Source organism: Saccharopolyspora shandongensis (assembly GCF_900106995.1).
In the GTDB taxonomy this organism is placed as follows: Bacteria; Actinomycetota; Actinomycetes; order Mycobacteriales; family Pseudonocardiaceae; genus Saccharopolyspora; species Saccharopolyspora shandongensis.
This window is the reverse complement of sequence record NZ_FNOK01000044.1, coordinates 1-17,771: the sequence shown is the minus strand read 5'-3', so window position 1 is coordinate 17,771 and position 17,771 is coordinate 1. Positions and strand designations below refer to the sequence as shown.

Genomic DNA, 17,771 nt, shown 5'->3' with positions numbered 1-17,771 from the left:
GGAGGTCGCCTCAGCTTAATCGGAGACGCGAGAACATGTCCCACACGCAGCACGACCTCGGCAGGCTCGGAATCTGGACGTTCGCGTTCGATCCGCACCCCGCCGCGCGGGTCCGCGATGCCGCGGCGGAACTGGAGGAACTGGGCTACGGCACGGTGTGGTTCGGGGAAGCGTTCGGCCGGGATGCGGTGTCCCAGGCCGCGCTGCTGCTCGGTGCGACGGAGCGAATCGCGGTGGCGACCGGTATCGCGAACATCTACCTGCGAGATCCGATCGCCATGGCGGCCGCCGAACGCTCGCTCGGCGAGCAGCACCCGGGCCGGTTCGTGCTCGGCCTCGGCGGACACCGGGTTCCCGGCTCGCCGACCGCGTTCGTCGGCTACCGCATCCCCTTCAGCGGCAAGCCGGTGTCGAGCATGCGCGACTACCTCGACAACCTGGACGAGGTTCCGCTCAACGCCGTGGCGGCAGCGGTGCCGCCCCGACGACTCCTCGCCGCGCTGGGGCCGAAGATGCTCGACCTGGCCGTCGAACGCACCTGGGGAGCGCACACCTACTTCGTGCCCGTCGCGCACACCGCGATGGCGCGCGAACGCATGGGCCCGGAGGCGTACCTCGCGGTCGAGCAGGCCGTCGTGCTCGACCCGGACCGGGAGCGGGCGCGCCGGACGCAGCGCGAGCACGTCGGCGGCTACCTGCAGGCCCCGCACCAGCGGAACAACCTGCTGCGGCTCGGCTTCGGCGAAGCGGACCTCGCCGACGGCGGCAGCGACCGGCTGGTCGACGCGGTCGTCGCAGGCGGCGACATCGAGAGCATCGCCGAACGGGTGCGGGAGCACTTCCAGGCCGGCGCCGACCACGTCTGCCTGCAGGTCCTGACGGCGACGCCGGGCGAACTGCCGATGTCCCAGTGGCGCGAGCTGGCGGCGCTCGTCCAGAGGTAGCCGGCGCTCAGGGGGCGAAGGCGCAGAACTCGTTTCCCTCGGGGTCGGCGAGGATGTCCCAGCCGATCTCCTCGTCCCTGGCCCGGACCAGGGTCGCGCCCAGCGCGAGCAGTCCGTCGCGGTCGCCGACGACGTCGAGGTGCATCCGGTTCTTGCCGTTCTTCGGCTCGCGCACCGGGTTCAGCCAGATCAGCGGACCGACGCCGGCCGGGTCGACGATCGGCACCGGCCACTCGGCGGGGCGTTCGCCGGCGTCGGCGAGGCTGTCCCGGCGGACGTAGCCGATCGCTCGGCACCACCAGTCCGCCAACGCCTGGTGGTCGAGCGCGTCCAGTGCGAGGTCCTTGAAGCGTGCGGGCATGCCGGGATTCAACCGGACTACCGCCCGCGCACGGGGGTCGGGCGGGCGACACCCGAGTCGCTGAACCGGCCGTGCCGACGGGTGCCCGGGGTTCCGCGGTCGCCGCCCGGCCGGTTATAGCTGGGTTGACCGTGCCGGACCAGGAGGTATGCCGTGTTCCTGTTGCCTCGTCCGTTGTTGCTCATCGGTGCCGGTGTGCTCGGGGTGAGCTACCTGGCCGGCACCGGCCAGGCCGGGTTCGGCGTCGGGGAGCCCGAGCCGTGCGCATTCCACGTCACCGCCGACGTCCTCAACGTCCGCTCCGGGCCCGGTTCCGGGGAGGACCGGGTGGGCAGGCTGGGCCACGGCGAGGAGGTGACGGCGACGCCCAACGTGGTCGGCGGCTTCCGCGATCTGGGCGGCGCGCGCTGGGCGGCCGCCGAGTTCCTGGCGCCCGTGCCGGGCAGTTCCTGCGATCCCTGACGGAACCGGCGGGCGGCGCGCGCCGTTGGACTCCTGGGACGTGTTTCGAACGGACGGGAGTGCCGATGCCGTACCAGTACAAGGTCGTGGAACTCCGGGAGAAGTGGCTCGGCGGCAAGATGTCGGGCGACAAGCTGGAGCGGGTCCTCAACGACCACGCCGCCGATGGCTGGCAGCTGAAGGCGATCACCGGGGCCGACGTCAAGGGGCGGCTCGGCCCGGGCGGGGTGGAAGGACTCCTGGTCACCTTCGAGCGCCAGGTGTGAGGCGGGGCGGTGCACGGCCGTTTCCACGGGTCGGCTAAGCTGAACCCTGCAAGCGGCCGAGCCGCTCGGCGCGATTAGCTCAGCGGGAGAGCACTACCTTGACACGGTAGGGGTCACTGGTTCAATCCCAGTATCGCGCACCACCACTCGAAACCCCGTCGGCGACACCGGCGGGGTTTCGCCGTTCCTGCGGTGTCCGCGGGCCCGCGGCCGATTCGATGTCCACTGTGGATTCCGCGGGGTCGACGTGTCGACTTGTTGCCCGATGGGGAACCTGCCCGGTTCTGCCGGTGACAGTGCGCATCGGCCTGCCTACGTTGGTTTGGACCAACATCCCCGAGCCCCGAGGTGTGACATGCGCAGCAGGGCTATCGCGGCAATGGTGCTGGCGCTGGCGGCGGTGGTCCCCGGCGTCGCCAGCGCCGGGAATTCCGCGCCGATGGCGGATCCGCCGCCCGCCACCTGGCAGGAGCACTGGTTCGAGCACGACCAGAACCTGCGGCTGATGGACCACAACGACACCGTGGCGCTCTACTTCGACCAGGACGTCGACCCGGCCGCGCGGGAATGGCTGATGCCGTACCTGACCTCGATGTGGCAGTACTCGCAGCAGACCTACGGCAACTCCGGCAACCAGATGACGGCCGACCGGCTGTACTCGATCCACCACGAGGGCAAGTACTACGGTGGCCACCCGTCGACCATCTACGACGAGTCGCACGACTTCCGCAACGTCAGCGACGTCGGCGGCGACGACTGGGCCACGCCGCAGTACGAGATCGTGACGCACGAGGCGGGGCACGTCGTCGAGAGCATCGCCGCCGGGAAGCACGGCTCGCCCGCGTTCGGCCTGTGGGGCGACAGCAAGTGGATGGAGTTCTACATCTACGACGTCTACAAGTCGCTCGGGATGGAGGCCGAGGCCGAAGACTTCTACAACCGGAAGACCGCCGACGACCACGTGGACGACTTCCCGCGCGCCGGCACGCACTGGTTCCGCGACTGGTTCCACCCGCTGTGGCGCGACCACGGCGGCGCCCAGGTGATGGTGCGCTACTTCGACCTGCTGGGGCGGTACTTCCCTTCCTCCGGCGAGGAATTCGCCCGCGACATGAACTGGGGCGAGTTCGTGCACTTCATGAGCGGCGCGGCCGGGGTGAACCTGAAGGGCCTCGCCACCGAGGCGTTCGGCTGGCCCGCGGAGTGGGAGGCGCAGTTCGTCCAGGCGCAGCGCGATTTCCCAGAGATCCGGTACTCCTGACGGCGCACCGCGCGGCCGCCCGGTCCCGTCACCTCACGCGATCGGGTAGTCGTGGGCCTGGGTACCGGCTAACCTGAAACAAGAGTCACTTTTCGGGTTTCTGAGCGTTGCCAAAACGTGTCCATTGAGGACCGTTATCTGCTTTGATCTAGGCGTCGTTACCGATGTCGCGCAGTGGCCACACGTTGTAGTGACCCGGTGCGATATTTCCCTCCGCTGCTGGTAGAGATCTTATTCGGACGGTCGGAAAACCGATCGCCAATCCCGAAGAAGTTTCTGTCTGGAGGGGTTTGTAATGACGCGTGCTCGCTGGATGTTCGGTGCCATCGGTGCTCTGGCTGCGCTTTCTCTCGTGCCGGCGGGAGCCCAGGCCGCTTCGGCTCCTGCCCCGGCGTACCCCGGGGCGGAGATCAGCAGTGTCGTCGACGGGTCCCGGTGGGTCGACTTCGGCAGCGACTCGGTGGTCAAGACCGCTCCGTTCGGTGTCCTCGGCGACGCCGGCAAGTGGGTCGTCTCCGACCGGTTCGACGGCAGCTGGACCATTCGGAACCAGCAGACGAACCGTTGTGTGCAGGCCAACGCGGAGGGTGGGCCGCAGGTCCTCTCCCTGCCGTGCCAGTACGGAAACCCGAGCCAGGACTGGGTTTTCACGCGGGATGAAAACGGCTGGATCATCAGCCCGAAGCTGGACCAGGACGTTGCGGTGGCCGTCGAGCCGCACGCTCCGGCAGGGAGCTGGCTGAAGCTCGAACCGCGCTGGCAGTCGTTCGGCAACACGAACGTCTTCCGGTTCGACGCCTGAAGCTGATCCGGCCGGCCCAGCCGGGGCCGGGATAGCAACCCGCTGATCCGACGCGCGCAGCCGCCGGGTCAGCGGGTTTCTTCATGCGCTCGGCGCCGATGATCACTATTTGGAGTGATCAAGATGTTTCGGTCCGCCTCCGAATGCCATTTCGCCGGTAGGTTTCTGTTGCCCCATTTCGGGGCGCGGATTCCAAGGCGCCCAGGTGGTTCGCTATTCCGGTCACCGCCGGGCACCTGGACGGCGCGAAATCGATTGGTCTACGAAGGGAATCGGTAGATGAGTACCGCGAAGCAGGCGCTCGCCATGGCTGCTGTGGCGTTGCCGCTGCTGCTGGGGGCAAACGGCACGGCGTTGGCCGCCAAGGGGCACTCGGCGAGCCCGCCGAAGGCCTCCTGGATCGTGAAGCAGACCCAGGAGCAGGCCGAGCAGAACCACACGGTGCAGAACAACATCAACGTCTCGCCGATCACCCAGGTCAGCAACGGCGGCACCGGTGAGCAGGCGGCGCTGACCTGGACCCAGCAGAACAACATCAACAGCTCCGAGCAGTCCGAGGGCGAGCTGCAGGTCGAGGAGGACTAGTCCGGTCGATCCGGGCGAGCACCGCGGCGACGGGTGGGGATGAAAAGGGCTTGGCCCGGCGAGGAAATCGCCGGGCCAAGCCTTTTTCGGATGCGGGAGGAACTGCGATAGCAGGGGGGCCGCTATCGTCAGTCGTCTTCCTGCAGAGCGCCCTCGGTCTGGTCGGTGTCCGCGTCGTTGTCCTGGTTGCTCCAGCTCACCGAGTTCGCCTCGCCGCTGCCCACGTTGAACGTGTACTGAGTCGGCACGTTCACGTTGGCCTGGTCGGTGTCCGCGTCCTGCTTCTGAGTCTGGGTCTGGTTGTCCTTGATGTTCCACGGGTGGTGGCCACCATCGGCGAGCGCCATTCCCGGGGCACCCAGCATGATGGGGAGACCCAGAGCAGTAGCAGCGATGACGCGCTTGGCAGAAAGCATAACTAATAATCCCCTTCGTACTGACTTCAACAAGTGACGCCGCAGGAACCGCTGGCCGACTTTCTCGGGTTGAAAAGTCAGTGGATTCCCATCGGATTAAGAAACCCTGCCGTGGCGGGGTCATCTAGAACATAGCGTGGCAGCAAAGCCGTGCAACCCGAGACTTTGATCGCTCACCTCATCTGATGATCTCGATCGGTGCGCGCGCCCAGCGGGCCACCTGACGGAGATCTTCTTCAAGGGCAAGGCATTGCGCAGTGCAGCAGCGTGCCGTCCGGCTGCGTCGAGACGATCACGCGATCGGCAGGCCGTGCCCGGTTGGGGGCGCGTTGCGGCTACGTTCCGTCTGTGGTTCCGGGCGTGCGTTCAATTTGCGCGGCGCAGGTGTCGCCGCGGCCGATGCCTGCCCGGAATAAGAAAGAACGACGTGAAACGACGTCGCTTCTTTCGGGTTCGAGACACAGGCGGGTTAATGACGCCTACCCGGCGTCGCCGAGCGGCCCGGTGCTGTCGCCGAATCGGAGCGGGTAGATCGTCGTGGTGCGTCGGTTGGACGGGAGATCGCCGCCCGGCGGTGGCTGGCCGTAGCGACGACCGCTTCGAGGGAGCCCGATAGGTGATCGTTTGGACTTCGCGCGGAGAGATCGTTCGGCGTGCGGTAAGGAGTGACGAGGGTTTCCTTTTCTGTTCGGACGGAGGATGCAGGAAATGACCGATTCCCGGTTGCTTGGACGTGGTGCAGTCAGCATCGTCTTCGCTGCTGCGGTGCTGGTTCCAGGAGTTGCTTCGGCCACGTCCGACGCTGCGGAGCAGAGCACGTTGAAGCTGACGGTGACGGAATCCCAGAAGACTCGAACGGTCACGCTGACCTGCGATCCGGCGAGGGGAGAACACCCGCGCGCGTCCGATGCGTGCGCGGAGTTGCAGCGGGTGGACGGGAAGTTCGAGCGGCTGGACCAGGGTGAGCCGAAGAGCTGCACCAAGGAGAGCCGCCAGGTGAACGCGTCCGCGGAGGGCACCTGGCGCGGTCAGCCGGTCGGATACCAGGTGTTGCTGGCCAATCCTTGCACGCTGAAGGCCGCGACCGGCTCCGTGTTCGACTTCTGATCACCCGCACCCCAGGGATTGCCGAAAGGCAAGGAGTGCAGCGTGAAAGTCGCCGCCCGTGGTCGCGCACGCCACGTGGCGGAACCAAGGTGGGATCGCATTGCGGGGCACGACTCTGGCCCTTCGGCCCGCCTGCGCCGCACTCGCAGTGGCTTCACCGGCAGGCCCGGTGAAGCCACTGATTCCTTTTCCGGCGGCGTGATTCCCGGCTGATGCAGCAGAACGTCGGGGAGCGGAATTCCTCCCGCTCCCCGACGTTCTGCTGCTTGCTGATCCCGGTCAGCAGTGCCCCGCGATGGTCTGGTCGAAGACGACGGTCGGGCCCGTCGCCACGACCACCCGGGAGCTCTTGCCGTCGGCGATGCTGACGCTGTTGATGGACATGCCGCCGCCGCTGACGGAGCCGCTGGCCCGCTGTTCTCCGTCCACGGTGACGACGTACGCGTGCTCCTGGTTGTCCTTGGTGGCGCTGCGGACGGTCAACCGCACGGTGCCCGAAGCGGAATCCTCCAGCGCGGCAGCGATTTTCGGCACCGCGGCCACTGCCGGTAGGTCGGCCGCGCGCAGGCACCTGGCCTCGCCCACCTCGACGGTCAGCGGCGGCCCGGCCGCCCAGGCCGTCACGGCGGCCACCGAGGCGCCGGCGGCCAGCGTTCCCAGCGCGGCGAGCACGACTGCCGTCTCGCGGCGAATTCCCATGACATGCCTCCTGAAACGAGATTCGGTTCGTGAGCAGTTACGAACGCTAGGGGCGACCCGTGCGCCGTGCCCGGCGGACCGTGCCCCCGTGGCCCCAACGTGCGACGCCTGCCGGGGCGAACTCCGGATTCTCGGGTGGCACAAGTCGATTGCGGGGCAACGATTTTCGCACCCGCTTCTTGATCATTTTGTGATCGGGATTCTACTTCTTGATCCTTTTTTCGGTAGCCGATCTGCTTCATCTGATCAGTTGAGTTGTGCGGGCCTGAATCCAGTCGCGTCGGACGCACTGCGTGATCGTGCATCCACACGGGTGGCGAGTGATTCTCTTTGGTGTGGCCCGACATGCCGGACCGACCAAATCAATGGCAACGTCTGTCGTGCCGGACGGCGCACCCCAAATTCCCGGAATTCCGGGAACTCAGTTGCCGGCCCGGCAAATGTCCGACATGGATGGGAGCTATAGGAATGCGTACTTCGATTCGCCTTCTCGGTGTCACCGCTGCTGCTGCTGCGATGCTGGCCATGGGCTCGCCCGCCTTCGCCGACGGCGGCAAGCACAAGGGTGGGAAGGACGACCACTCGGTGACCGCCTCCGAGGCGCAGGGTGGCAACGGCAAGGGTGGCAACGGTGGCATCGGCGTGAACGTCCTGTGTGGCATCGGCGTCGGCGTCCTCGGCGAGGGCAAGGGCTCCTGCTCCGCCGCCGACGGTGGTGCCGGGGTCGGTGGCGACGCCGACTCGAGCGCCTACCGCGAGGACTGATCAGGACGCGGGCGACCCCCAGCCCGCACGTCCCGATGAGAGCGTGTCGACCGGTCTGCGAGCCGGTCGGCACGCTCTTTTTGTTGGAGCAACGAATTTCGGTCGCACCTACGGGTGACTGGTGCGTCGATCTGCATGTCGCTGGAGGTGTTCCGCGGGCTCTGGTGAAAGGGTCCACGCGTTGATTTCGGCACCGCCGAATCCTTCCGGGCAGTAGTGGCGGAGTCGTTCAACTGAAGTGGTATCCATCCAGATGGGAGTTCGCAGTGCGCAGGTCTGTTCGTGTTCTGTTCGCAGGTGCCGCCGCAGTCGGGTTGCTCGCGATGGGCGGGTCGCCGGCGCTTGCCGCCAAGGGCAAGGAGAAGACGTCCGACGACGACTCCACCGTGACCGCCGCGGCCGAAGGCGGTGCCGGCGGCAACGGCGGCAACGGTGGATTCGGGGTGAACATTTGCCCGTCCATCGCGGTGCTGTCTCCGGCGAAGGCCGACTGCGGCGCCGGCAACGGCGGCAGCGCCAACGGCGGCGACGCCGAGGCGACCGCGGAAGACGACAGCAAGGACCGGAAGTACTCCAAGGACGACGAGTGATCCTGGGATTCTCCTAGGGGCGCGGAAGCGTCGGTCGCTGCGCGGCCGACGTGTCGCGCCTGAGGTTCTCGCTGGTAGCGGGCAGGCCACGTCCGAAGAAGTCCCACGGCCTGCCCGCTTTTCGAGCGTAAGGCCGCCGGTTCGCCCGTGATCGGTCGAACCGGCGAAGCCGCCCGGATCGGGCGATCCGGGCGCGCAGATCGGGCCACAGTGGACGATACGAGTATTCGGTGATCATGAAAGTGTGTCGGCCTCCTCGTGGAGACCGACACACGTTCATTTCTGGCCCTGCGAACGACTTTCGGGCGTCAGTCCTCGTCTTCCTCGTCGCCGTGGTCCTCGGCATCGGCATCCGCGGATCCGTTGGAGCTCGTGCCGTTCGGCGCTACCGAGCACTCGGCCGCGATCTTGCCGCCGGTGAGGGAGAGCGGTCGGCAGATGCTGAGTCCCTGGCCGGATTCGCCGTCGCTGCCGGATTTTTCGGTGGTGCTCTTCTCGGCGTGCGCGGCCGGCTGGCTCGTCAGGCAGGCCGCCAGCACGCCGACGCCGAGCGCGACGACGGTGCCGAGGAAGCGTGCAGAAGTGATCACTAGTACTCCATTCCACGTCGTCGCCCCGAACTCGTCATCGGCCGACGGCCGGGTGCTTCGGTTCGGGGCGAGGACTTCGTGCCGGGCGCGTCGGCCGGGTCGCTCCCGTTCGGGCGGGAGCGACGGACCGCGAATCCGGTATCAGTCGTCGGATTCGGTGTCCCGGCTGTCGTCCTCCGCCTCGGCCCACGCGTCGCCGCCGTTTGCGCTGCCGCCGTTGCCGGCGCCGCAGCGAGCTTCGGCCTTCGCGAGGATGCCGATCGCCGGGCAGATGTTCAGGCCGAAGCCGCCGTTCCCGCCGTTCCCGCCGTTGCCGCCCTGGGCCGCTGCGGTCACGGTGGAGTCGTCGTCGGACTCCTTCGCCTTGCCCTTGGCGGCCAGCGCCGGGGAGGCCCCCATTGCGAGCAGGCCGACGGCCGCGACCCCGGCGAACAGGGCACGGGTTGAACTGCGCATGTCAGACTCCGATCTGGATTTTTCCGGTGGTGTCAGGCCGGCCGCGAATCGTCGGGGCCAGGCGAATGACGCGGCAAACCTTCCACCGGTGTCGTAGATCGACACGCCAACACGCCGGAGAATCCGGGCGACCACCCATTAGTTGAACGGCGCGCCGGAATATTCCATTCCATTGTGGATAGATACTCGACCGGTTGCCTCAGCCGCCCGCCATCGCGCCGACGATCAGGTACGGCTGCTCGCCCGCTACCACCGCGGGCGGCAGCGGCGCGTCCGGCGACTCGTTGGAGAGGTCTTCCTCGCAGGCGAAGAACCGGATGAACGCCCTGCGCAGCTGGGTTTCCTGGCTCCGGATCGTGCCGCGCAGCATCGGGTACCGGGCCTCCAAGGCGTCGAGCACCGCGCGTTGCGTCGGCCGTCCGTCGACGTCCAGCTCGATCTCGCGGTCCGCGATCTTGGCGAGCGTCCGCAGGTGGGCGGGGAGCTCGACGCGGATCATGGCAGCGTCTGCACCTCGACGGACAGGACCGCCGGGAGGTCCCGGACGATCGGCCGCCAGTTGTCCCCGGCGTCGGGCGACACGTACACCTGGCCGCCGGTGGTTCCGAAGTAGATGCCGCACTCGTCCAGCGAGTCCACGGCCATCGCGTCGCGCAGCACGTTGACGTAGCAGTGGCTCTGCGGCAGGCCGTTGGTCAGCGGTTCCCACTCGTTGCCGCCGGTCCGGCTGCGGTAGACGCGCAGCCTGCCCTCCGGCGGGTAGTGCTGCTCGTCGCTCTGGATCGGGACGACGTAGACCGTGTCCGGCTCGTGGGCGTGCACGTCGATCGGAAAGCCGAAGTCCGACGGCAGGTCACCGCTGATCTCGTACCAGGAATCCCCGGCGTCGTCGCTGCGCATCACGTCCCAGTGCTTCTGCATGAACAGCACGTCCGGGCGCTCTCGGTGCAGCGCGATGCGGTGCACGCAGTGGCCCACCTCGGAGTCCGGATCGGCTATTCCTTCCGAGTGCAGGCCGCGGTTGATCGGCTGCCAGCTCTTGCCGCCGTCGTCGGTGCGGAAGACGCCCGCCGCCGAGATCGCGGTGAACATCCGGTTCGCGTCGTCCGGCGCGTGGACGATCGTGTGCAGGCACATCCCGCCGGCGCCCGGTTGCCAGCCGGCGGAGGAGCGGTGCTCGCGCAGCGCGGGCAGCTCGTGCCAGGTGTTGCCGCCGTCGGTGGTGCGGAACAGCGCGGCATCCTCGACCCCGGCGTGCACGGTGTCCGGGTCGGTCGGCGACGGTTCGAGGTGCCAGACCCGCTCGAACTCCCAGGGGTGCGGGGTGCCGTCGTACCAGAGGTGCGTGCCGGGCGTGCCGTCGTAGGAGAACCGGTTCCCCACCGGCTCCCAGGTCCGGCCGCCGTCGTCGGAGCGCTGGATCAGCTGGCCGAACCAGCCGAGCGACTGCGAGGCGTACAGCCGGTTCGGGTCCGCCGGTGAGCCCTTGAGGTGGTACAGCTGCCAACCGCCGAAGTGCGGGCCGCTGATGTCCCACCGCTCGCGGGTGCCGTCCGCGGTCAGGATGAACGCGCCCTTGCGGGTTCCGACGAGGACTCGAACACGGCTCATGAGGACACTCCCTGGTCGACGGCGGCCCATCGCCGGTCAATGTAGGGCCGCGGACCGGCGATGTCCTGTCGAAAGCTCGCGAGCGCTTCGGGTCGCCGTGCCGACCCGAAGCGCTCCCGCGCGTCAGGCCAGCGCCGGTGCGTGGTCGGCGACCGGGCCGAACAGGGCCTCGGAGCGCAGCGCCGCGTAGCCGGGCTTGATCACCTCGTTGATCAGCGCCAGGCGCTGGTCGAACGGGATGAACGCCGACTTCATCGCGTTCACCGTGAACCACTGCAGGTCGTCGAGTGAGTAGTGGAAGTTCTCGGCCAGCTCGGTGAACTCGCCGGTCATCGACGTCTGGCTCATCAGCCGGTTGTCGGTGTTCACCGTGACCCGGAAGCCCAGCTGTCGCAGCAGGGCGATCGGGTGTTCCGCGACCGACGCGACGGTGCCGGTGTGGACGTTCGAGCGCGGGCACATCTCCAGCGGGATGCGCCGGTCCCGCACGAACGACGCCAGCCTGCCGAGCCGGGCCGTGCCGTCCTCGGCGATGTCGATGTCGTCCACGATGCGCACGCCGTGGCCCAGCCGGGCGGCGCCGCACCACTGGATGGCCTCCCAGATCGAGGGTAGTCCGAAGCCCTCGCCGGCGTGGATGGTGAAGTGGCAGTTCTCCCGCCGCAGGTATTCAAAGGCCTCCAGCGAGCGGGTGGGCGGGAAGCCGGCCTCCGGGCCCGCGATGTCGAAGCCCACGACGCCCGCGTCGCGGTAGCGCACGACGAGTTCCGCGATCTCCCGGGCGCGCGGTGCCTGGCGCATCGCGCACAGCAGCACGCCGATGCGGATGCGGTTGCCCGCCTCCCGCGCCCGCGCCGCTCCGCGCCGGAACCCGTCGAGCATCGCCTCGACGACCTCGTCCAGCGACAGACCCTGCTGGGTGCTCAGCTCCGGTGCGTGGCGCACCTCGGCGTACACGACGCCGTCCGCGGCGAGGTCTTCGGCGCATTCGGCGGCGACCCTGCTGATCGCGTCCGCGGTCTGCATGACGCCGACGGTGTGCACGAATCGCTCCAGGTACTCCTCCAGCGAGCCGGCCCCGGCCGCGGCGGCGAACCATTCGGTGACCCCGGCGACGTCGGACGTCGGCAGGGCGCCGTAGCCCTGCTGCTCCGCCAGTTCCACGACCGTCTCGGGGCGCAGCCCGCCGTCGAGGTGGTCGTGCAGCAGCACCCTCGGGGCGCGGCGGAGCTGGTCCGCGGTCGGAGACTCGGGCACGTGTTCCCTCCTGGGGTCGGTGTTCCCGGCGACCTCGGCCGGGATTTCCTGTCTGACATGTTAGGCGTGTTGGCGGAAGGATCTACCCTCCGGTGGTGACGTACGTCAAGGTGTGGTCTCCAGTTCTTCTCCGGCTTGCCGGAGTTGACGTGCGGGACCATCTCTCTTAACTTGTCTGACATCAATCCGGCAGGGGGTGCGGCGTGACTTCCAGACGACCTCAGCGTCGACCGGTCGTGGACCTCTACGAGCGGATCGCCGAGGCCATCAGGCAGGGCACCTATCCGCCGGGTTCGACGCTGCCGTCCGAGCCGGACCTCGCGACCGAGCTCGGCGTGAGCCGGCCGGCGCTGCGGGAAGCGCTGATCCTCCTCCAGGAGGACGGCGTGATCACCGTGCGGCGGGGCGTGGGACGGACGGTCAGCGAGCGCCCGGCCCGGCGTGGCTTCGAACGGCTGCAGCCGTTCGAGGGCCTGCTGGGCGCGGACAGCACCACGGTGCGGCCGCTGGTGCGCGACATCGAGCAGCCGACCGACCTGGTGATGCAGCACCTGCCGGTGCCGGCCAGCTGCGAGATCCGGTTCTGGGAGAGCGTCGTCGACGTCGACGGCGTGCCGTCCTGCCTGGTGGAGGAGTGGAGCGTGCACGACGAGGCGTTGGCCGCCGTCGATCCCGCGCTGCCCGACGTCCTGGCGGCGGCCGAAGCCCGGCCGAGCACGATGCTGCACGTCATCGGCTCGATCGATCCGCACCTGCCGCTCAGCGGCGCCAGCACGATCAACGCGACCGTGCTCGGTCGGCGCCGCGGCGAGGTCTTCGACCGGTCGCCGGACACGCCGGTCGTGCTGGTCACGCAGGTCGTCTCGATGGAGCGGACCCCGCTGATCGCCGCCAAGTACGTGCTGCCCAGCGGCGCGCCGGGCCTTCCGGTGCGCCAATCCCGATGAGTACAGAACAACCACAGCCGGAGCTCAGCGGGCCAGCCCCCGACTGACGCGATCACCGAAGCCCTGCTTCTCCCGTGCCCGTGTTGGGCCGCCGTGGCGATCCAACACGGGCACGGGTCCGCGAGACTCCGCTCCCAGCAGAAAGGCGCGCTACCGATGGCGTCCAAGGAAACCCTGATCGTCGACTGCGACACCGGAATCGACGACGCGTTGGCATTGCTCTACCTGCTGCGGGACCCGGACGTCGACATCCGGGCTGTGACCACGGTCTTCGGCAACATCGACGCGGTCACCGCGGCCGACAACACGCTGCGGGTGCTCGAACTGGCCGGGCGGCCGGACATCCCGGTGGCCATCGGTGCCCGCGACAACTGGCTCGGGAACGCGCACTTCGCGCCGTACGTGCACGGCGCGGACGGCCTCGGCAACACGGACCTGCCCGCGCCGACGGCCACGCCGGTCGCCGAGCCCGCCGCGGAACTCATCGTGCGCCTCGCCAGGGAGAACCCCGGAACGCTGCACCTGCTCGCCGTCGGGCCGCTGACGAACCTGGCCACCGCCGTGCTGCTCGACCCCGAGCTGCCCAGGCTGGTCAAGCACGTCACGATCATGGGCGGCGCGATCCGGCATCCGGGCAACGCCACCCCGGCGGCCGAGGCGAACATCAGCAACGACCCGGAGGCGGCGCGAACGGTGCTGACCGCCGGGTGGCCGATCACCCTGGTGCCGCTGGACGCGACCATGAGCGAGCGGATCACCGAGGGGCACCAGCGCCGGCTCCGCGCGACCGGCACGCCGGTCACCGCCTTCGCGGCGCAGATGCTGGACCAGTACTTCGACTTCTACGAGCGGAACGTGTTCGGCGACCGCAGCGCGGCCTGCCACGACCCGCTGGCCGCGGCCATCGCGGTCGGCGACGTGTCCCCAGTGCTGGCGCCGGTCGTCGCGGTCGACGTGGAGACGGGCCAGGGGCCGGGGCGCGGCGCGACCGTCGCCGACGTTCGCGGGCAGTACCGGAACTTCCCGGCCCAGGACGATGCGCACGTGCGCGTGGTGCTGGAGACCGGCGGCGACTTCGCCGAGCTGCTGGCAGATCGGCTGTGCAGCGATCCGGCCCCGACGCGACGCGTCGCGTGAGGGGGATTTGCGATGACGCGCACCGAAGACGTCGTCGTGGTCGGTTCGCTGAACGTCGACCTGACCGCGCGCGTGCAACGCCATCCGCTGCCGGGGGAAACGGTGCACGCCACAGCGCTGGCCACCAGTGCAGGCGGCAAGGGCGCCAACCAGGCGGTCGCCGCGGCGCGGCTCGGCGCTAGAACGGCGCTCGTGGGCCGGGTCGGCGCGGATGCGCACGGCGAGATGCTGCTGGCTGCCTTGCGCGCCGATGGCGTCGGCACCGAGCAGACCCACCGCGACGCCGAAGCGGTCACCGGAACCGCACTGATCACCGTCGCGGACACCGGCGAGAACAGCATCATCGTGTCCGCCGGCGCGAACGCGAGCCTGTCGCCGGCCGACATCGCGGCCGCGCAGCCGCTGATCGCGGCGGCGCGGGTGGTGTCGGTCGTGCTGGAGGTGCCGGTCGAAACCGTCGTCGCCGCAGCCCGCGCCGCGCGGGCCGCCGGGGCGCGGTTCGTGCTGAACCTGTCCCCGGTGGTCGACCTGCCCGCCGAGGTGCTGGAGCTCGCCGACCCGCTGATCGTCAACGAGCACGAAGCCCGGGAAATCCTGCGACGCAACGGTTTTCCGGTGCCCGCCGAGAACATCGGCCACGCGACCGGTCTCCGCCGGATCGGTGCGCGTTCGGTGGTGGTCACCTTCGGCGCGGACGGCGCGGTGGTCGCGGATGCCGAGCACGCCGAGGAAATCCCCGGTGTGCCGGCTGACGCTGTCGACACCACCGGGGCTGGTGACGCCTTCGCCGCCACCGCGGCATGGCGGCTGAGCCAGGGTGATCCGCTTCCCACTGCCGTGTGGTGGGCGACCCGCGTGGGGGCCTGCAGCGTGCAACACTCCGGTGCGCAGGCGTCCTATCCCACGCTCGATCGCGTGCTGAGCGGGGCCGGGCTGCCGAAGTAGCCGCCGCATGGAGGTTCCGCATCGTGTCCGATCGAAAGTCCGCCGCGTTCCCCGGGATCGTCTCGTCCTTCGCCCTGCTCGGCGTGCTCGCCACCGGGTGCGCCGCCGCGCAGGGCGCCGAAGGCGTGAAGGCCGAACCCGCCCCGAACCTGACCGACGTGAAGCGGTCCATCGTGGACTACCACGATTCGGGGCGGTGGGAGGCCGACATCGTCGCGGCCGATCGCCGCGGCCAGGACTACCTGGCCCGGCGGCTTTCGGAGGGCGTGCCGAAACCGGCGATCGTGCTGGACATCGACGACACCAGCGTGTCGACCTACGAGTACGAGCTGGGCATCGGCTTCGGCTTCGAGCAGGAGTCGTCGGATGAGTTCGTGCTGGCCCGCGGGCCCGTCGGGATCCCCGCGACGCGAGAGCTCGCGCGTTTCGCGGATTTCCAGGGCGTCGCGGTCTTCTTCGTCACCGGCCGCCGGGAGAACCCGGAGATGCGCGAAGCCAGCCTGCTGGACCTGCGGGAAGAGGGCTTCCCGGAGCCGGCGGCCCTGTACCTGCGGCCGACGGACGACCACGAACCGTTGATGGTGCCGTACAAGAGCGGTGCCCGCGCCGACATCGAGCGGCAGGGCTACCGGATCGTCCTGAGCGTCGGGGACCAGGAATCCGACCTGGCCGGCGGCCATGCCGAACGCGGCGTGAAGCTGCCCAACCCGATGTACGAGCTGAACTGACCGTCCACTGTGGTCTGATCGGGTGATCGGCCCGGCGGGTCGTAGGTTGGGGCGATGAGCGACTCGGCGGCGCCGCTGCGCCCGATCGACCTGGCCCGGGCCGCCGGGATCTCGACCCAGCTCGTCCGCAACTACGCGGACGAGGGCGTCCTCCCGCCGGCGATCTGGACCGACTCCGGCCATCGCCGGTTCCACGCCAGGCATCGCGAGGCCCTGCTGACCTATCGGGCGCTTGCGCGGGGGTACGGGATGGACGCCGCGCGCGGGATCATGCGCGCCGTGCACGCGGGCGACGTCCCGGAAGCGCTGACGCTCGTGGACGCCGGGCACGCCGCGTTGCACGCGCAGCGGCAGAACCTCCGGGCGATCGGCGAAGCGCTCGAAGCGGTGGCGGGGCAGGATCCGGACGCCTCGAACCTGCCCCGCTCCGGCATGCGAATCGGAGAGGTGGCCGCGTACCTCGGCGTGCGCACCTCCGCGCTGCGGGTGTGGGAGTCCGCCGGCCTGCTGGCGCCCACCCGCGATCCGGGCACCGGGTACCGGCTGTTCGGTCCGGCCGACGTCCGCGACGCCCGGATGATCAAGATGCTCCGGGAGGGCCGGTACCTGCTGCCCCAGATCCTGGAAGTGCTCGACGGCCTCCGGCGAACGGGCAGCGGCGACGCGCTGCGCGCGGCCATCGCGCAGCGCCAGGCGGCGCTGGCGCAGCGGGCGAGGGCGATGCTCGAAGGCTCCAGCCTCCTGCACCACTACCTGGCCGACGAATCTTTACATTGACAAGATTCGACCCGAGCAGGCATCTTGTCGCTGACAAGTTTGCTTTCTCCTGGGAGGCCGAAATGGCTCCGTTGATCATCCTGCTGGTCGTCACGCTGGCGCTGCTGGTGGCGGGCGCCGGCGGCGTCCGCGGCCTGAAGCCCTGGCCGGTCGCCGTGCGCGGCGGGCTCGCGGCGATGTTCGTGGCGACCGGCATCGCGCATTTCGTCGGCATGCGGGAGCAACTCATCAGCATGGTGCCGCCGGCGCTGCCCGCGCCCGGCCTGCTCGTCACCGTCACTGGAATCCTGGAACTGGTGGGCGCGGCGGGGCTGCTCTGGCACCGCACCGCGCCGTGGGCTGCGGGCGGGCTCGGCCTCATGCTGATAGCGATGTTCCCCGCGAACGTCTACGCGGCGCTGGAAGGAATCCTCACCGCCGCGGACGACCAACTCGTCCCGCGAACCGCGATGCAGGTCGTCTTCCTGGCCGCCACCGTCGTGGTCGTCGTCCACCACGTGCGCGCTCGTCGTTCCCGGGGCGTGGCGGGCTGAGCATCGCGAAGCGCGGCGGCGAAGTCGCGCTGAAAACCCCGATCGAGTTCCCGCGGCGGGGCGCCGTCGCGCGGGAACTCGATCGTTTCGGGGGTCCCGGTGCCAGGGCGTGCTCCATTGAGGACGCCGGCGCCGGGGTCGGGGCGGGGTCTTGGTGGCGGGCCGGTGTCAGGCGGAGGCGGCCAGCCAGGTGGAGCGGCCCGCGTGGGTCGGCAGCCAGCAGCCCGTGGGCTGGGCGCCGAGGTCCGGGGCCGGCTCGGACAGCGCGAGCAGCTCGGCGATCACCTCGTGCGCGGGGCCGGTGGTTCGCCACAGGACCTTGCTCGGGAAGAGCACGTCCGGCTCGTCACCGGGGATCCGCGCGGCATCGGCTTCGTGCTCGCTGAACAGCTGCACGATGTCGAAAACCCCGCGGTGGACCCGGATTCCCACCACGGCGACCAGGCCGCCGTCGGCATCGCGCGGGTGCGCGAACTGGAAATCGCGGGCTACCAGGGCTTGCAGGCCGTTGGTAATCTCGTTCATGGCGCCA

Annotated in this window: 24 protein-coding genes and 1 tRNA gene; 16 read left to right on the top strand and 9 right to left on the bottom strand. The window is 69.2% G+C overall.

Features of this window, described 5'->3' with window-relative positions; translation table 11 throughout:
* Window positions 1-35: 35 nt before the first annotated feature.
* Window positions 36-944 carry a TIGR03620 family F420-dependent LLM class oxidoreductase gene (locus BLW84_RS33330; RefSeq protein ID WP_093273650.1) on the top strand — a complete coding sequence of 303 codons (909 nt, stop codon included), beginning with the start codon at window positions 36-38 and terminating at the stop codon, window positions 942-944.
* A 7-nt stretch (window positions 945-951) separates the two neighbouring features.
* Here BLW84_RS33330 and BLW84_RS33325 read toward each other — a convergent pair whose 3' ends face one another.
* Entirely contained in the window at window positions 952-1,305 is a 354-nt protein-coding gene (locus BLW84_RS33325; protein ID WP_093273647.1) for a VOC family protein, read from the bottom strand.
* A 153-nt stretch (window positions 1,306-1,458) separates the two neighbouring features.
* Between BLW84_RS33325 and BLW84_RS33320 the strand changes: the two genes are divergently transcribed.
* From BLW84_RS33320 to BLW84_RS33295, 6 genes are all read left to right on the top strand, one after another.
* On the top strand, window positions 1,459-1,767 hold the full coding sequence (locus tag BLW84_RS33320; RefSeq protein ID WP_093273644.1) for an SH3 domain-containing protein: 309 nt from the start codon (window positions 1,459-1,461) through the stop codon (window positions 1,765-1,767).
* 65 nt (window positions 1,768-1,832) lie between these two features.
* Window positions 1,833-2,033 (top strand): DUF4177 domain-containing protein, encoded by a 201-nt coding sequence (locus BLW84_RS33315; RefSeq protein ID WP_093273837.1) that lies wholly within the window; start codon window positions 1,833-1,835, stop codon window positions 2,031-2,033.
* Between the two features lie 68 nt (window positions 2,034-2,101).
* A tRNA-Val gene (locus BLW84_RS33310) sits at window positions 2,102-2,176 on the top strand.
* 212 nt (window positions 2,177-2,388) lie between these two features.
* Window positions 2,389-3,294 carry a hypothetical protein gene (locus BLW84_RS33305; protein WP_143061181.1) on the top strand — a complete coding sequence of 302 codons (906 nt, stop codon included), beginning with the start codon at window positions 2,389-2,391 and terminating at the stop codon, window positions 3,292-3,294.
* Window positions 3,295-3,589: 295 nt separating this feature from the next.
* Window positions 3,590-4,096: an RICIN domain-containing protein gene (locus BLW84_RS33300; protein ID WP_143061180.1), complete on the top strand. Its 507-nt coding sequence runs from the start codon at window positions 3,590-3,592 to the stop codon at window positions 4,094-4,096.
* A gap of 279 nt (window positions 4,097-4,375) precedes the next feature.
* On the top strand, window positions 4,376-4,681 hold the full coding sequence (locus BLW84_RS33295) for a hypothetical protein (protein ID WP_093273638.1): 306 nt from the start codon (window positions 4,376-4,378) through the stop codon (window positions 4,679-4,681).
* Between the two features lie 128 nt (window positions 4,682-4,809).
* Here BLW84_RS33295 and BLW84_RS33290 read toward each other — a convergent pair whose 3' ends face one another.
* Window positions 4,810-5,097, bottom strand: a complete 288-nt coding sequence (locus tag BLW84_RS33290) for a hypothetical protein (protein ID WP_143061179.1) — start codon at window positions 5,095-5,097, stop codon at window positions 4,810-4,812.
* A gap of 708 nt (window positions 5,098-5,805) precedes the next feature.
* On the opposite strand from BLW84_RS33290, the gene BLW84_RS33285 reads away from it, so the two are divergent.
* Complete coding sequence (locus tag BLW84_RS33285; RefSeq protein ID WP_093273634.1) at window positions 5,806-6,204, top strand: SSI family serine proteinase inhibitor; 399 nt, start codon at window positions 5,806-5,808, stop codon at window positions 6,202-6,204.
* A 279-nt stretch (window positions 6,205-6,483) separates the two neighbouring features.
* On the opposite strand, the gene BLW84_RS33280 is transcribed toward BLW84_RS33285, so the two are convergent.
* Window positions 6,484-6,903, bottom strand: coding sequence for a hypothetical protein (locus BLW84_RS33280; RefSeq protein WP_093273631.1), 420 nt, complete (start codon window positions 6,901-6,903; stop codon window positions 6,484-6,486).
* A gap of 468 nt (window positions 6,904-7,371) precedes the next feature.
* On the opposite strand from BLW84_RS33280, the gene BLW84_RS33275 reads away from it, so the two are divergent.
* Window positions 7,372-7,668 carry a hypothetical protein gene (locus tag BLW84_RS33275; RefSeq protein ID WP_093273630.1) on the top strand — a complete coding sequence of 99 codons (297 nt, stop codon included), beginning with the start codon at window positions 7,372-7,374 and terminating at the stop codon, window positions 7,666-7,668.
* 266 nt (window positions 7,669-7,934) lie between these two features.
* Window positions 7,935-8,258, top strand: a complete 324-nt coding sequence (locus tag BLW84_RS33270) for a hypothetical protein (RefSeq protein WP_093273627.1) — start codon at window positions 7,935-7,937, stop codon at window positions 8,256-8,258.
* 308 nt (window positions 8,259-8,566) lie between these two features.
* On the opposite strand, the gene BLW84_RS33265 is transcribed toward BLW84_RS33270, so the two are convergent.
* The 5 genes from BLW84_RS33265 to BLW84_RS33245 all read right to left on the bottom strand — a co-directional run bounded on the left by BLW84_RS33265 (window position 8,567) and on the right by BLW84_RS33245 (window position 12,172).
* Window positions 8,567-8,848 carry a hypothetical protein gene (locus tag BLW84_RS33265; RefSeq protein WP_093273626.1) on the bottom strand — a complete coding sequence of 94 codons (282 nt, stop codon included), beginning with the start codon at window positions 8,846-8,848 and terminating at the stop codon, window positions 8,567-8,569.
* A gap of 141 nt (window positions 8,849-8,989) precedes the next feature.
* Window positions 8,990-9,304: a hypothetical protein gene (locus tag BLW84_RS33260; protein ID WP_093273623.1), complete on the bottom strand. Its 315-nt coding sequence runs from the start codon at window positions 9,302-9,304 to the stop codon at window positions 8,990-8,992.
* A gap of 199 nt (window positions 9,305-9,503) precedes the next feature.
* Window positions 9,504-9,803: a MoaD/ThiS family protein gene (locus tag BLW84_RS33255; protein ID WP_093273621.1), complete on the bottom strand. Its 300-nt coding sequence runs from the start codon at window positions 9,801-9,803 to the stop codon at window positions 9,504-9,506.
* Window positions 9,800-10,915 carry a WD40/YVTN/BNR-like repeat-containing protein gene (locus BLW84_RS33250; RefSeq protein ID WP_093273618.1) on the bottom strand — a complete coding sequence of 372 codons (1,116 nt, stop codon included), beginning with the start codon at window positions 10,913-10,915 and terminating at the stop codon, window positions 9,800-9,802. Before BLW84_RS33250 ends, BLW84_RS33255 begins: the two co-directional genes overlap by 4 nt.
* Before the next feature lie 123 nt (window positions 10,916-11,038).
* A complete protein-coding gene (locus BLW84_RS33245) occupies window positions 11,039-12,172 on the bottom strand; it encodes an adenosine deaminase (protein ID WP_093273616.1) in 1,134 nt (377 codons plus the stop codon).
* 203 nt (window positions 12,173-12,375) lie between these two features.
* Between BLW84_RS33245 and BLW84_RS33240 the strand changes: the two genes are divergently transcribed.
* From BLW84_RS33240 to BLW84_RS33215, 6 genes are all read left to right on the top strand, one after another.
* A complete protein-coding gene (locus tag BLW84_RS33240; RefSeq protein ID WP_177226830.1) occupies window positions 12,376-13,119 on the top strand; it encodes a GntR family transcriptional regulator in 744 nt (247 codons plus the stop codon).
* 156 nt (window positions 13,120-13,275) lie between these two features.
* Complete coding sequence (locus tag BLW84_RS33235; protein WP_093273610.1) at window positions 13,276-14,256, top strand: nucleoside hydrolase; 981 nt, start codon at window positions 13,276-13,278, stop codon at window positions 14,254-14,256.
* A 12-nt stretch (window positions 14,257-14,268) separates the two neighbouring features.
* Window positions 14,269-15,201 carry a ribokinase gene (locus BLW84_RS33230; RefSeq protein WP_093273607.1) on the top strand — a complete coding sequence of 311 codons (933 nt, stop codon included), beginning with the start codon at window positions 14,269-14,271 and terminating at the stop codon, window positions 15,199-15,201.
* 23 nt (window positions 15,202-15,224) lie between these two features.
* On the top strand, window positions 15,225-15,929 hold the full coding sequence (locus tag BLW84_RS33225) for an HAD family acid phosphatase (RefSeq protein ID WP_093273604.1): 705 nt from the start codon (window positions 15,225-15,227) through the stop codon (window positions 15,927-15,929).
* 54 nt (window positions 15,930-15,983) lie between these two features.
* Complete coding sequence (locus BLW84_RS33220) at window positions 15,984-16,706, top strand: MerR family transcriptional regulator (protein ID WP_093273601.1); 723 nt, start codon at window positions 15,984-15,986, stop codon at window positions 16,704-16,706.
* 62 nt (window positions 16,707-16,768) lie between these two features.
* On the top strand, window positions 16,769-17,239 hold the full coding sequence (locus tag BLW84_RS33215) for a DoxX family protein (RefSeq protein ID WP_093273599.1): 471 nt from the start codon (window positions 16,769-16,771) through the stop codon (window positions 17,237-17,239).
* Between the two features lie 168 nt (window positions 17,240-17,407).
* Here BLW84_RS33215 and BLW84_RS33210 read toward each other — a convergent pair.
* The coding region (locus BLW84_RS33210) for a hypothetical protein (RefSeq protein WP_425441794.1) at window positions 17,408-17,771 on the bottom strand (364 nt) is incomplete at its 5' end.

What these genes read in the sequence shown, in the direction of transcription:
- BLW84_RS33260 (WP_093273623.1), bottom strand. Translation starts at nt 9,304, where the DNA reads ATGCGCAGTTCAACCCGTGCCCTGTTCGCCGGGGTCGCGGCCGTCGGC.
- BLW84_RS33290 (WP_143061179.1), bottom strand. Translation starts at nt 5,097, where the DNA reads ATGCTTTCTGCCAAGCGCGTCATCGCTGCTACTGCTCTGGGTCTCCCC.
- BLW84_RS33275 (WP_093273630.1), top strand. Translation starts at nt 7,372, where the DNA reads ATGCGTACTTCGATTCGCCTTCTCGGTGTCACCGCTGCTGCTGCTGCG.
- BLW84_RS33315 (WP_093273837.1), top strand. Translation starts at nt 1,833, where the DNA reads ATGCCGTACCAGTACAAGGTCGTGGAACTCCGGGAGAAGTGGCTCGGC.
- BLW84_RS33295 (WP_093273638.1), top strand. Translation starts at nt 4,376, where the DNA reads ATGAGTACCGCGAAGCAGGCGCTCGCCATGGCTGCTGTGGCGTTGCCG.
- BLW84_RS33305 (WP_143061181.1), top strand. Translation starts at nt 2,389, where the DNA reads ATGCGCAGCAGGGCTATCGCGGCAATGGTGCTGGCGCTGGCGGCGGTG.
- BLW84_RS33230 (WP_093273607.1), top strand. Translation starts at nt 14,269, where the DNA reads ATGACGCGCACCGAAGACGTCGTCGTGGTCGGTTCGCTGAACGTCGAC.
- BLW84_RS33330 (WP_093273650.1), top strand. Translation starts at nt 36, where the DNA reads ATGTCCCACACGCAGCACGACCTCGGCAGGCTCGGAATCTGGACGTTC.
- BLW84_RS33300 (WP_143061180.1), top strand. Translation starts at nt 3,590, where the DNA reads ATGACGCGTGCTCGCTGGATGTTCGGTGCCATCGGTGCTCTGGCTGCG.
- BLW84_RS33255 (WP_093273621.1), bottom strand. Translation starts at nt 9,803, where the DNA reads ATGATCCGCGTCGAGCTCCCCGCCCACCTGCGGACGCTCGCCAAGATC.
- BLW84_RS33215 (WP_093273599.1), top strand. Translation starts at nt 16,769, where the DNA reads ATGGCTCCGTTGATCATCCTGCTGGTCGTCACGCTGGCGCTGCTGGTG.
- BLW84_RS33220 (WP_093273601.1), top strand. Translation starts at nt 15,984, where the DNA reads ATGAGCGACTCGGCGGCGCCGCTGCGCCCGATCGACCTGGCCCGGGCC.
- BLW84_RS33250 (WP_093273618.1), bottom strand. Translation starts at nt 10,915, where the DNA reads ATGAGCCGTGTTCGAGTCCTCGTCGGAACCCGCAAGGGCGCGTTCATC.
- BLW84_RS33325 (WP_093273647.1), bottom strand. Translation starts at nt 1,305, where the DNA reads ATGCCCGCACGCTTCAAGGACCTCGCACTGGACGCGCTCGACCACCAG.
- BLW84_RS33235 (WP_093273610.1), top strand. Translation starts at nt 13,276, where the DNA reads ATGGCGTCCAAGGAAACCCTGATCGTCGACTGCGACACCGGAATCGAC.
- BLW84_RS33280 (WP_093273631.1), bottom strand. Translation starts at nt 6,903, where the DNA reads ATGGGAATTCGCCGCGAGACGGCAGTCGTGCTCGCCGCGCTGGGAACG.
- BLW84_RS33285 (WP_093273634.1), top strand. Translation starts at nt 5,806, where the DNA reads ATGACCGATTCCCGGTTGCTTGGACGTGGTGCAGTCAGCATCGTCTTC.